Below are 12,495 nucleotides of genomic sequence, written 5' to 3'. Positions count from 1 at the left end.
CTAGTTTTAGGTGATTGACTCCGACCGTGGCGAGTGGAAGGAAATGCATTCAGGGAGTATCAGCATTGCACGAAACGGAACGCCATCGCGTTATTCTGGCCGCAGCGCAGTCTCGCCCCGTGGCGACGGTGGCGGAGTTGTGCGAGGTCACCAATTCGTCCGAAGCCACCATTCGCCGGGATATTGCGGCCCTTCACGTGCAAGGCAAGCTGCGCCGTGTGCGCGGTGGCGCCGAGGCCATCAACCCGCCGTCGCAAAGCGGACTGATCGGTCGCCCCTTCTCTGTCAACGAAACGATCAACATAGGGCAAAAGCGCGCAATTGCGCGCATCGCTGCCGATATGTGCGGTGATGGCGAGCCCATCATCATCAATGGCGGCACCACCACCTACCAGATGGTGCACCATCTCACGGCCAAGCGTCTCAGCGTCTTCACCAACAGCTTCGCCATTGCGGAATTCCTGATCCACAATTCGCGCAATTCCGTCGTCATCCCAGGCGGCACCGTTTATCGCGAGCAGAACGTCATCCTCTCGCCCTTTGGCGGCGTGGTGGCGTCGCATTTTTTTGCCAAGCGCATGTTCATCGGCTGCCAGGGCATCGGCGCCCACGGCCTGATGGAGGCGGACCCAATGGTGGTCCAGTCCGAATTGGCCCTGATCGGCCAGGCCGACGAGCTGATCGTCCTTGCCGACTCCTCGAAATTTTCCGCCCGCTCGAGCCTCATCCTTTGCGGGTTGGACCGAATTGCTGCCGTCATCACCGACAGCGGCATCCGCGACGAAGATCGCCAAATGCTGGAAACGGCAGGCGTGCGGCTCCTTGTTGCGGACGCAACCTCTCAGGCTGACAAGCAAGCAACCGTCGCCTGAGAACAAGATCAGATATCATGGGAGGAAACCGAATGAACCTGTTCAAACTGCTCGCTGCCACGGCCACCGTTGCCGTCATGATCGCGGCCCCCGCCGCAGCCCAGGACGGGACCCGCATCGCGCTGGTCGTCAAGTCCTTGGGCAATGGCTTTTTTGACGCTGCCAACAAGGGCGCGCAGGAAGCCGCCGAAGAGCTCGGCGTCGAAGTCATCTATACCGGCCCGACCGCCGCGACCGCCGAAGCCCAGATCGAGGTGGTCAACACCCTGATCGCCCAGCAGGTCGACGCCATCGCCATCTCCGCCAACGATCCGGACGCTTTGGTCCCGGTTCTGCAGCGCGCCCAGGAACGCGGCATCAAGGTCATCTCTTGGGATTCAGGCGTTGCGCCAGAAGGCCGCCAGATCCACCTCAACCCGTCCGACGTCAACCTCATCGGCGAAACCATCATCAAGCTGGCCGCCGATTACCTGCCGGAAGGCGGCGACGTCGCGATCCTCTCGGCCGCATCCACCGCGACCAACCAAAATGCTTGGATCGAAGCCGCCAAGGCTGCGATCCCGGAAAAATTCCCCAATATCAATCTCGTCGCGACCGTCTATGGCGACGATGACTCGGTGAAGTCGACCGAAGAAGCCCGCGGCCTGATCTCGGCCTATCCGGATCTCAAGGCGATCATCGCCCCGACCACGGTCGGCGTCGTTGCGGCCGCCCAGGTCGTGACCGACCAGGACCTGATCGGCAAGATCAACGTCACCGGCCTCGCCTTGCCGTCCGAGTTCAAGCAATTCATCGATAACGGCGCCTCGCAGGCCGTCGCCCTCTGGAACCCGATCGACCTCGGCTACTCGGCAGTGTTCCTCGCCAATGCTCTGGTCGAAGGCGAAGAAGCGGCCCCCGGCGCCTCCTTCTCGATCGGCCGCGTCGGCGAAGTAACGCTGGACGACACCAACTCGGCCGCCATGGCCGCCCCGTTCCAGTTCGACGCCTCCAACATCGAAGAGTTCTCCAAGATCTACTAAGGCTTGGATGGCACGCCCTATTCTTCTCCCCCTCGGGGAGAAGGTGGCGCGTAGCGCCGGATGAGGGGGGTGGCCGCAGCGTGTGCGGATGCATCCCCCTCACCCGTCTCGGCCTTCGGCCGATCCACCCTCTCCCCGAGGGGGAGAGGAACAAGAGAAGAAAATGACCGAACCCATCCTCACCCTTTCCGGCATCACCAAGAGCTTTCCCGGCGTCCGGGCGCTCAATGATGTGTCGCTGGAACTCTATGCCGGTGAAGTCACCGCGCTGATCGGGGAAAACGGGGCCGGCAAGTCGACGCTGGTCAAGACCATGACCGGCATCTACCAGCCCGACGCCGGCGAAATCCGCATGGCTGGCGGCCAGATCACGCTGCCGACCGCCCATTCCGCCGCGCAGATGGGCATCACCGCAATCCACCAGGAGACCGTGCTCTTCGACGAGCTATCGGTCGCCGAAAACATCTATCTTGGCCACACGCCGACCAACCGTTTCGGCATGATCGACTGGAAGACGATGCGGCGCGAGGCGCAGTTGACGCTCGATTCCATGGCGTCCGGCATCGACGCCAGCATGCCGCTCAAGGAGCTCGGCATCGCCAAAAAGCACCTCGTCGCCGTCGCCCGGGCGCTGAGCGTCGACGCCCAGGTCGTCATCATGGACGAGCCCACCGCGGCGCTGAGCCAAAAGGAGATCGAGGAGCTTTACGTCCTCATCGAGCTCCTCAAGGAAGACGGCAAGGCCATCCTCTTTATTTCGCACAAATTCGATGAAATCTATCGCATCGCCGACCGCTACACCGTCTTCCGCGATGGCGAGATGGTCGGCAAGGGCTTCATCAAGGACACGCCGCAGTCCGAGATCGTCCGCCTCATGGTCGGGCGCTCCGTCGACCAGATCTTCCCCGCCCGTGAGGCGCAGATCGGCAAAACGGTGCTCGAGGTCAAAGGCCTGACCCATCCCACCGAATTCGAAAATGTCAGCTTTTCCGTCCGCAAGGGCGAAATCCTGGGCTTCTATGGTCTCGTCGGGGCAGGGCGCTCCGAGGTGATGCAGGCCGTCTTCGGCATGACCAGGCCATCGGGCGGCACCATGGTTCTCGACGGCAAGACGGTGGCGCCGCGTTCTCCTGCCGACGCGGTGGAAGCGGGCATCGTCTACGTGCCCGAAGAACGCGGCAAGCAGGGCGTCATTACCGGCGAGCCGATCTTCAAGAATGTCTCGCTCCCCAGCCTTGGCAAGACCAGCCGCTCGGGCTTCCTGCGCATGGCCGAAGAATATAGGCTCGCCCGCACCTATACCGAGCGGCTCGATCTTCGCGCCCATTCGCTCAGCCAAAACGTTTCGACCCTTTCGGGCGGCAATCAGCAGAAGGTCGTCATCGCCAAGTGGCTCGCGACCCTGCCCAAGGTCATCATCCTCGATGAGCCCACCAAGGGCATCGATATCGGCTCCAAGGCCGCCGTGCACGAATTCATGGGCGAACTGGTCGCGCAGGGCCTCAGCGTCATCATGGTCTCGTCCGAACTGCCGGAAGTCTTGGGCATGAGCGACCGCATCGTCGTCATGCGCGAAGGGCTCGTCATCGATACGCTCGACAACAAAGCCCTCGCCCCCGAAACCCTGGTGCGTCTCGCCGCCGGCATTGTCGAGGAAGCAGCATGAACAGGCTTCTCAAAACCCGCGAGATCTGGCTGGCGCTTGCCATCCTCGCCGTCATCGTCCTCGTGACCTTCCGCTTCCCGCGCTTCTCGCAGCCAGCAAATCTGCTGACCATCTTCAACGACACTTCCATCCTGATGATGCTGGCGCTCGGGCAGATGGCGGTGATCCTCACCCGCTCGATCGACCTGTCCATGGCCTCCAATCTTGCCCTCACCGGCATGATCGTCGCCATGGTCAATGCCGCCTTCCCGATGATCCCGATCCCGCTCTTGATCCTCGGCTGTATCCTCGTCGGGGCAGCCCTCGGCGCCTTCAACGGCATCCTGGTGTGGAAGCTCGATATTCCGTCCATCGTCGTGACGCTGGGCACGCTGACCATTTTCCGCGGCCTGGTCTTCGTCATTTCTGGTGGCGCCTGGGTCAACGCCGCGCAGATGAGCCCGGCCTTCATCCAGCTGCAGCGCGGCTCGTTCCTGGGCCTGCCGATCCTGAGCTACTTTGCCATCGCCGTCGCAATCCTGGTCTATATCCTCATGACCCGGACCCCGCAGGGCCGCGCCTTTTATGCCATCGGCGTCAATCCGACAGCTGCGGTCTATACCGGCATCGATGTCGGCCGCACCAAGTTCCTGGCCTTCGTGCTCTCGGGCGCCATTTCGGGCCTTGCCGGCTATCTCTGGATCTCGCGCTACGTCATCGCTTCGGTGGAAGTCGCGAGCGGCTATGAACTCACCATCATTGCCGCCTGCGTCATCGGCGGCGTTTCCATCGCCGGTGGCATCGGCACCGTGGCCGGAGCCCTGCTCGGCGCGCTGTTCCTCGGCGTCGTCAACAATGCCCTGCCGGTGATCGGCGTTTCTCCCTTCTGGCAGATGGCCATTTCCGGCGCCGCCATCCTCATCGCCGTCATCCTCAACGCCCGCGGCGAAAGCCGCAAGGGCAGGGTGATCTTGAGGCGTGCGGAGGGTGTGGCTTGATTTTTCTAGTAAATCACCGGACGTCGGCTCCCTCCCCCCTTGAGGGGGAGGGCTGGGGTGGGGGGTGGTGCAGTGTGTCGCTGGCGGACCCCCACCCTCGATCCCTCCCCTCAAGGGGGAGGGATGCACAAGAGCCGAAGCCCTATGGGACGACCCAATGACAGACACCTCCCTCCATCGCCGCCTTCCGGACCGGCTCGACACGCCGCTCAAATCTGCTGTCCTCAGCTGGGAAACGCTCTTGGTGCTTGTCGCCATCGGCATCTTCATCGCCAATTCGATCGCCTCGCCCTATTTCTTGAACGCTTGGTCGCTTTCCGACATGACGTTCAACTTCACCGAAAAAGCGCTTATCGCGCTGGCCATGGCACTGGTGATCATCACCGGCGAGATCGATCTTTCCGTCGCCTCGATCATCGCCCTAGCCTCCACGCTGATGGGTCTGGTGCTCAACCAGTTCGGCGCGCCAACCCCGGTCCTGGTGCTGGTCGGCATCTTCACCGGCCTTGCCTGCGGCGCCTTCAATGGCTGGCTGGTCACGGGACTGAAGCTGCCCTCGATCGTCGTCACCATCGGAACGATGAGCCTTTTTCGCGGCATCGCCTTTATCATCCTCGGCGACCAGAGCTATGGCGGCTACCCGCGTGATTTCGCCTGGTTCGGCCAAGGCTATGTCTGGTGGGTGATCTCGTTCGAGCTGGTGCTTTTCCTTGTCGCCGCCGTGATCTTCTACGTGCTGCTGCACCACACCAATTTCGGCCGCCGCGTCTTTGCCATCGGCAACAATGCAACCGCCGCGCAGTTTTCCGGCGTGCGCGTCGACCGCATCAAGTTCGTGCTCTTCTGCCTTACGGGCCTGATGAGCGGCATCACCGCCGTGCTCCTGACCGCGCGCCTCGGATCGACCCGGCCCTCGATCGCGCAGGGCTTCGAACTCGACGTCATCACCATGGTCGTCCTCGGCGGCGTCTCGATCCTGGGCGGTGCCGGCTCCATCATTGGCGTCGTGCTGGCGGCGCTGATCATCGGGCTCGTGACCTTTGGCCTTGGGCTGCTCAACGTTCCCGGCATCGTCATGACCATCTTTACCGGCACGCTTTTGATCATCGTCATCGCCCTGCCGATCCTTTGGAACATGTGGAAGGCGCGCCGGGCATGATCGCCGATCAGGGCTACGAAAAGCACGCCTTCAAGATGAAGCTTAATCCTGGCATGGCGGCCGAATACAAGAAGCGCCATGACGAGATTTTTCCCGAACTCGTCGACCTGCTGCACCAGGCAGGGGTGAAGGATTACTCCATCCACCTCGACGAGGAGACCGGCACCCTTTTTGGCGTGCTGTGGAGGCGAGTGGACCACACCATGGCTGACCTCCCCAACACTGAGGTTATGAAACGCTGGTGGGCGCACATGGCCGACATCATGGCCACAAACAGCAGAAACGAGCCGCTCTCGACCGATCTCACACCCATGTTCTGGATGAAATAGCTACTTTATATCGTGCGCTCGCCGCACCGAGCGGGCCATGAGCCACACGACCAGAACAACGAAGGGCGCCGCGATCGACAGCGCCATAGTCTTGTCCCAGTGCAGTTGCGTCAGCGGACCCGCCAGCAGATAGCTCACAATGCCCAGCAGGTAGTAGCTGATGGCGATGGTCGAAAGACCTTCCACCGTGCGCTGGAGCAGGAACTGGCTTCGCGACGTTTGTGCGATATTGTCCAGCAAAGCAGCGTTCTGCACCTGCATGTCCACGCTGATCCGCACGTTGAGCAGCCCGATGGCGCGCTCGATCTTGCTCGACAAGACTGCCAGCCGCTGTTCGATGGCGGCGCATGTCGCCAAGCCCGGATCCACGCGATTGCCGATATAATGCGTAAGCGTCGAGCCCTTGTTGGTGCCCGCTTCTCGTAATCCGGCAAGTCGCGTGCGCAGCACTTCGCCATAAGCGCGCCCGGCCGCGAAGCGATACCCAAGCCGTTCGGAAAGCTGGCCCGAGCGCACCGACAAGCGATGCAGCGCGTCGAGTACAGTTTGCGCGCCCTTGGGCGTCGTTGCGTCCGAAAGGTTACCGATGACCGCGGAGAGCTCGGTCTCCATTTCGCGCAGGTCATGGGAGGCAGAGCGCGCCAGCGGCAGGCCAAGAAGCGCCATATTGCGGTAAGTTTCGATCTCCAGTAGCCGCCGCAACAGGATCGAGCGGCGCAAGGTGGTGAGCCCACCGGCGGCGAATTCGAAGCGCGTGAACCGATCGCCGTCCGGCGTAAAATCGGTCACCACCTGCGCCTTGCCGGTTTCGATGTCCGAAAGGCACAAGCTTGCGAGATTGAAGCTGGGCAGCAGGCGCTCGGGCACAGTGACATCGGCAATAACGTCGATGCGCATCGCGCTTATCAGCATGCCTTCGCCAATGGCGTCGAGACCGATGTCATCGGGCCAGCTTTGCCTGTCATCGGAGGCGGCGCGCCAGGTGACGGTAACGAACTCGGTGTGGAATTCCCACGTGATCGCGCGCTCTGGCGTCACGAAACTATATTGCCTTGTTCCGGTTTGCGGCAGCTCGATGCCTGCTGTGCGGCGGAAGGCGGCAAAGCGCTCGAAGGCGCGCTGCATGGCGCCCGGTTCACCCGGCATGACCAGCACCAGCCGACGGACGCGGCAGGCTTCGGGCACGATTTCGACTGGCCGTGCATGGACTTCGTCCATGATGGCCTGGCGATTGGGATGGTCCGGCGGAATGGGGGCGTTCGTGCTCATGGCGCTAGAAGGCGCTGCGTCGGTGTTTCTGGCAATGAGACATTCGATCACGCGTCCTTAGTAGAAGAAGCCAGCCACGTATTTCAGATGAACCCAGTCTGAACCCACCCATCAGAGTGGGTTCAAAGGCCTGTGTCTAGATGTAGAGCATGGTTCAACGCAGTCGGGGGACACCCAAATGAACAAAGCTCAGGAAAAAGTTCTCGTCGCCACCCTGTGTGGCATCATCATCACCGCCGCCGCCGGGTTTGCCGTGCAGCCGACCATGGCCGCCGGCTATACTGTCGACAACATGGCGCAGGTGACCGGCGTATCGCAGTGGGACAAGCTCAATGTCCGCAAGTGGCCAGCCGGCTACTCGCAGAAGGTCGGGGCGCTGAAGCCCGGCGTCCATGTCTGGGTCGAGCGATGCATCGAGGTCAAGAACAGCGCCGACTGGTGCCTGGTCGACCGCAATGGAATAACCGGCTGGGTCAATTCGCGCTTTCTGACCGAAGTCTACGACTGGGACATCTGATGGCCATGTTGACTTTCCGGTCCGCTCCTTGTTCGTGAGGGTAAGACGGACCGGAGATTGCCCATGGACGCCAACCCAATACTTGCCGAGGCCGTGCGCGGCAACTGGGTCGAGAACCGCCATCGCGGGGCGTTCATCATCGTCGACGACGGGGGCACGGTGATTGCCTCGGGCGGTGACGTCGAGCGACCCGTCTTTCCACGGTCCGCAATCAAGTCGATGCAGGCGCTAGCGATCTTTGACCGGCACGCGACCGACAAGTTCCACCATACGACAGAAGAGTTGGCCCTTGCCTGCGCCTCCCATCACGGCGAGGACGAGCATGTGGGCAATGTTGCCCATTTTCTCGAGCGCATGGGGCTCTCGGCCGCCGATCTCGAATGCGGCGCCCATATGCCGACCAATGCCAAGGCGCGAGACGCCTTGCGCGCCAAGGGCGCCGAACCGAGTGCGCTGCACAACAATTGTTCGGGCAAGCATTCCGGCATGCTGAGCGTCGCCCTCGCCATGGGCGTGCCGACTGCGGGCTATGTTTCCCGCGAGCACGAGGTGCAGCAGGCGGTCCGTGCGGCGGTCGAATATGTGATCGGCGAAGACCTGACCGAAGATCGTTGCGGCACCGATGGCTGCTCCATCCCTACCTTTGCGGCGCCGCTGCGCAGCTGGGCCCTCGGCTTTGCCCGCATGACGACGGGCAGAGGGCTCGATGCCGGCCATGCTGCCGGTGCCCAGGCGCTGTTCGATGCCGCGACCAGCCATCCCCACCTCGTTGCCGGCACCGGTCACCTCGACACTCTGGTGATGGAAGCTTTTGGCGGTCGGCTGATGCAGAAGGGCGGAGCCGAGGGCGTCCAGTGCGGCGCCATCCGCGACAAGGGCTGGGGTTATGCGCTCAAATGCGACGATGGCAACATGGCCGCAAGTCACGCCATGATTGCAGCACTCTTGCTCAAATATGCTGACCCAACGTCAGCTCAGCGCAGCGTGTTGGAGCAGTTCGCGTCACAACCAACCAGGAATGTCCGCGGCGCGATCGTGGGTGAATTGCGGACGACCGACGCGTTCTAGCCGCGGCGCCTGCCTGCGGCTATAAACGGGCTCGATTTGCCCAAAGGTGCCCTATGCTCGTGGACGACAAAATCTTTCTTGGCGCGAGTGACCGGCCGGAATACCTGCACCTCAAATATGCCAATCGCCATGGCCTCATCACCGGCGCCACCGGCGCCGGTAAAACCGTGACTTTACAGACACTTGCCGAAGGCTTCTCGGCCGCAGGCGTCCCGGTTTTTGCCGCCGATATCAAGGGCGACCTTTCGGGCATTTCCAAGCTCGGCCTGGCCCAGGAGTGGCAAACCAAGCGCGCCGAAGACATCGTCTTCACCGATTACGCCAGCGACGTCTTTCCCACCATGTTCTGGGACCTGTTCGGCGAGCAGGGCCATCCCGTCCGCGCCACGATCTCGGAAATGGGCCCGGTTCTGCTCAGCCGAATCCTCGACCTCAACGACACCCAGGAAGGCGTGCTGAATATCGCCTTCCGTGTTGCCGACGACGATGGTCTTTTGCTGCTGGACTTAAAGGACCTGCGGGCGCTGCTGGTCCATATCCAGGAACGCGGCAAGGAGATTTCGAGCCGCTACGGCAATGTCGCCGCCGCCTCGATCGGCGCTATCCAGCGGCAACTGCTGATCCTCGAACAGCAGGGAGCCAACAACTTCTTCGGCGAACGCGCGCTCGAGATCGCCGACCTGATGCGAACCGACACTGATGGCCGTGGTTTCGTTTCGGTTTTGGCAGCAGACCAGCTGATGCAGTCGCCGCGGCTCTATTCAACCTTCCTCCTGTGGCTCCTGTCCGAGCTGTTCGAAGAGCTCCCGGAAGTGGGCGATATCGAAAAACCCAAGCTGGTCTTCTTTTTCGACGAAGCGCACCTCCTCTTCGACGACGCGCCCAAAGCGCTGATCGACAAGGTGGAGCAGGTGGTAAAACTCATCCGCTCCAAGGGCGTCGGCGTTTATTTCGTCACGCAGAACCCGGTCGATATTCCAGAAAGCGTTCTGGCCCAGCTGTCCAATCGCATCCAGCATGCTTTGCGTGCCTACACACCGCGCGAGCAGAAGGCGGTGCGTGTGGCGGCCGAAACCTTCCGTCCCAACCCGGCCTTCTCGACTGAAGAAGCGATCACGCAGCTAGGCGTTGGCGAGGCGCTGATTTCGGTGCTGGAGGAAAAGGGCGTGCCATCGATCGTGGGCCGCACGCTGATCCGCCCGCCATCGGCTCAGGTCGGGCCCATCAGCCCGGCGGAGCGCGATGCAACCATGGCGAACTCTCCGGTCGGCGGTCTCTACGACACGGTCATCGATCGCGAGTCGGCATACGAAATCCTGGAGCGGCGGGCGCGCGACAAGCAGTTGGCGACCGAGCGGACGCAGGGTGAAGTCGAGGCCGCGCGGGCGGAACGCGCTGCGGCGCCGCGCCGCTCGACAAGGCAAACGCCGGTGGAGGCTGCGGTCAATTCTTTTGCCCGCTCGGTGGCGAACACCTTGGGCCGTGAAATCATGCGTGGCATCCTTGGCGGCCTGCGAGGGAAACGCTGATGGCTGCGCCAGCCGGACCCGTCGTCGCCGTCTTCGCCTCGGATCGGGGCCCGGGGGACCCCGAGCGCGCCAGCATGATGAGCGAATTCGGCATGATCTTCACCCGCAGGGGCGCCAGGATCGTGTGCCTTGCCGAAGATGGCATGCTGCCCGTGCCCTTGATCACGGCGGCGCGCGCTGCTGGAGGCTCGGTGCAGATCATTGCCGATGCCAGCATCGTGCTGCCGCCGGCGCTGTCGGGAGTGCCGATGAGTGTTGTGCCTGAGCGCGCAGAACGTCTTGCAAGGCTTGCGGCTGAGGCGTCGGTCTTTGTCGGACTTCCGGGGTCGCTAGCGTCGGTGAGGGCACTCTTTGCTGCCTGGTCCAGCAGTGGGGGAAAACCCGTCGTGCTGCTCAACCGGCACAAGGCCTTCGAGGTTTTGCGCGGCTTTGCCACCGATGTGGTTGCGGCCTCGGTGCCTCACTATGATCGCAAGATCCAGTTCGCCGAAACCGTCGAGGATCTTTGGAACAAGGTCGCGGCGGTCGAACAGCGGCGTTAAGCTCACGGATATCGAGAGACCTCATGGTGAGCTTGTCGAACCACGAGGTCGGGCACATTGATCCTGCCACGACCTCGTCCTCCGCCCTTCGACAAGCTCAGGAGGCTCAGGATGAGGTCTACTGCCGCGTAGCAGGATGAGGCCTACAGTTTGATGTGTGCGAAACCGGATTAGACCAGCGGTTCCATCTCGGGGCGCGCGCGGCGATCGGGGAAAAGCTGCACCACATTGTCGGTGACGCGGCGGTTCGGATGCGGCTGCGGCGCGCGCATGCTGATCCTGTTGCGCCGGTCGGGGCCCCTATAGCCTGAACCGGGAACGCCCACGATGGGGCGCTTCAAGAGCCGAGCCTGGATGCGCTGCAACAGGTGACGCGGCGACATTGGCTTGACCACCACCTCGTCGATGCCGGCACTGATGGTTTGCTGGCGCATGGGCGGGGTGATGGCGCGGGTGAGGGCGATTACCGGCAGTTCGCGCGACACCATGCTGGGATCGAGTCGGATGGCTTCCACCAGTTCATAGGCCGGGCGGCCATCGCGGTCGAAATCGACGACCAGCATGTCGAGCGGCACGATGCGCATATAGGCAAAGAGCTCTGCCTCGCTGTCGAAGGGGCGCACGCGCAGGCGCGAGTCTCCCGCCAGGACCATGGTGAGCACCGCATTGAGCGCTGGATTGGCGGCCAAAATAGCAATGGTCTTGCCCGCTGCAGTCACGCTCGATTCCCCTCTTGGTAAATGCTTCGTTAACACGACCGAACGAGGGATTGAATCAGTTTGTTCCAATAGGGTGAAGAGGCTGGGGGAAAACAGAAAACCCGCCGCGGTGAGCGGCGGGTTCGAACGAAGCAGAATTGCTCCAGATCAGAGCTTATGCAGTGGCCTTGGAGTACATCTCTTCGACATGTTCCCAGTTCACGAGGTTATCGAACCAGGCTTCGAGGTACTTCGGACGCGCATTGCGGTAGTCGATGTAATAGGAGTGCTCCCAGACGTCGACGCCCAGGATCGGGTGGGCACCATTGACCAGCGGCGACTCGCCGTTTGGGGTCTTGGAAATTTCGAGCTTGCCGTCCTTTACCGCGATCCAGGCCCAGCCGGACCCGAACTGGGTGGTGCCGGCAGCGATGAAATCGGTGCGCAGCTTGTCGAAGCCGCCGAGATCGCTATCGACCGCAGCTTGCAGCTTGCCTGGAAGCGACTTGCCGCCGCCATTGGGCTTCATCCACTGCCAGAAATGGATGTGGTTGTAGTGCTGGCCGGCATTGTTGAAGAGGCCCTGGTTCTTGCCGTAGCTCTCTTTGACGATCTCTTCGAGGCTCTTGCCTTCAAGGCCCGAGTCCTTGAGCAGGTTGTTGCCGTTGGTCACATAGGCCTGGTGATGCTTGTCGTGGTGAAACTCGAGCGTTTCCTTGGACATGTACGGGCCCAGAGCATCGTAGGCATAGGGCAGGGGCGGCAGTTCAAAGGTCATGGTGAGCTCCTTGGCTTGAGAAGGTATTTATAGGCGTCAGGGGTTTGGGCAACAATGTCGCCGGGAGAA

13 protein-coding genes are annotated in these 12,495 nt (G+C 62.0%); 10 read left to right on the top strand and 3 right to left on the bottom strand.

The annotated features are described in order from the left end of the window. Window positions 1–65: 65 nt before the first annotated feature. The 6 genes from JI748_RS09310 (at window position 66) to rhaM (ending at window position 6,025) form a co-directional block, all read left to right on the top strand. Window positions 66–872, top strand: coding sequence for a DeoR/GlpR family DNA-binding transcription regulator (locus tag JI748_RS09310; RefSeq protein WP_201629822.1), 807 nt, complete (start codon window positions 66–68; stop codon window positions 870–872). Window positions 873–904: 32 nt separating this feature from the next. Beyond that, window positions 905–1,894: a rhamnose ABC transporter substrate-binding protein gene (gene rhaS, locus JI748_RS09305; protein WP_164532700.1), complete on the top strand. Its 990-nt coding sequence runs from the start codon at window positions 905–907 to the stop codon at window positions 1,892–1,894. Window positions 1,895–2,057: 163 nt separating this feature from the next. Continuing rightward, complete coding sequence (locus tag JI748_RS09300) at window positions 2,058–3,560, top strand: sugar ABC transporter ATP-binding protein (protein ID WP_201629821.1); 1,503 nt, start codon at window positions 2,058–2,060, stop codon at window positions 3,558–3,560. Further along, complete coding sequence (locus tag JI748_RS09295; protein ID WP_201629820.1) at window positions 3,557–4,537, top strand: ABC transporter permease; 981 nt, start codon at window positions 3,557–3,559, stop codon at window positions 4,535–4,537. The genes JI748_RS09300 and JI748_RS09295 overlap by 4 nt, the downstream gene beginning before the upstream one ends. A gap of 157 nt (window positions 4,538–4,694) precedes the next feature. Beyond that, window positions 4,695–5,696: an ABC transporter permease gene (locus tag JI748_RS09290; protein ID WP_201629818.1), complete on the top strand. Its 1,002-nt coding sequence runs from the start codon at window positions 4,695–4,697 to the stop codon at window positions 5,694–5,696. Beyond that, the gene (gene rhaM, locus JI748_RS09285) at window positions 5,693–6,025 is read left to right on the top strand and encodes an L-rhamnose mutarotase (protein WP_201629816.1); all 333 of its coding nucleotides are present in this window, start codon (window positions 5,693–5,695) and stop codon (window positions 6,023–6,025) included. Before JI748_RS09290 ends, rhaM begins: the two co-directional genes overlap by 4 nt. On the opposite strand, the gene JI748_RS09280 is transcribed toward rhaM, so the two are convergent. Then, a complete protein-coding gene (locus JI748_RS09280; protein ID WP_201629812.1) occupies window positions 6,026–7,294 on the bottom strand; it encodes a DUF3422 domain-containing protein in 1,269 nt (422 codons plus the stop codon). Window positions 7,295–7,472: 178 nt separating this feature from the next. On the opposite strand from JI748_RS09280, the gene JI748_RS09275 reads away from it, so the two are divergent. From JI748_RS09275 to JI748_RS09260, 4 genes are all read left to right on the top strand, one after another. Beyond that, window positions 7,473–7,811, top strand: coding sequence for an SH3 domain-containing protein (locus tag JI748_RS09275; protein ID WP_201629807.1), 339 nt, complete (start codon window positions 7,473–7,475; stop codon window positions 7,809–7,811). Window positions 7,812–7,874: 63 nt separating this feature from the next. Then, window positions 7,875–8,879, top strand: coding sequence for an asparaginase (locus JI748_RS09270; RefSeq protein ID WP_201629805.1), 1,005 nt, complete (start codon window positions 7,875–7,877; stop codon window positions 8,877–8,879). Window positions 8,880–8,932: 53 nt separating this feature from the next. Continuing rightward, window positions 8,933–10,408: a helicase HerA-like domain-containing protein gene (locus JI748_RS09265; protein ID WP_201629803.1), complete on the top strand. Its 1,476-nt coding sequence runs from the start codon at window positions 8,933–8,935 to the stop codon at window positions 10,406–10,408. After that, a complete protein-coding gene (locus JI748_RS09260) occupies window positions 10,408–10,950 on the top strand; it encodes a hypothetical protein (protein ID WP_201629801.1) in 543 nt (180 codons plus the stop codon). Before JI748_RS09265 ends, JI748_RS09260 begins: the two co-directional genes overlap by 1 nt. A 170-nt stretch (window positions 10,951–11,120) precedes the next feature. Here the strand turns inward: JI748_RS09260 and JI748_RS09255 are convergent, their stop codons facing one another. Both JI748_RS09255 and JI748_RS09250 read right to left on the bottom strand, forming a co-directional pair. After that, the gene (locus JI748_RS09255; RefSeq protein ID WP_201629799.1) at window positions 11,121–11,669 is read right to left on the bottom strand and encodes a response regulator; all 549 of its coding nucleotides are present in this window, start codon (window positions 11,667–11,669) and stop codon (window positions 11,121–11,123) included. A 154-nt stretch (window positions 11,670–11,823) separates the two neighbouring features. Continuing rightward, on the bottom strand, window positions 11,824–12,426 hold the full coding sequence (locus JI748_RS09250) for a superoxide dismutase (RefSeq protein WP_164534904.1): 603 nt from the start codon (window positions 12,424–12,426) through the stop codon (window positions 11,824–11,826). Window positions 12,427–12,495: the final 69 nt, after the last annotated feature.

Origin of the sequence: Devosia rhizoryzae, from assembly GCF_016698665.1 — a bacterium.
In the GTDB taxonomy this organism is placed as follows: Bacteria; Pseudomonadota; Alphaproteobacteria; order Rhizobiales; family Devosiaceae; genus Devosia; species Devosia rhizoryzae.
Note: the sequence above shows the minus strand (reverse complement) of the source record. Positions and strands in the feature narration are given on the sequence as shown.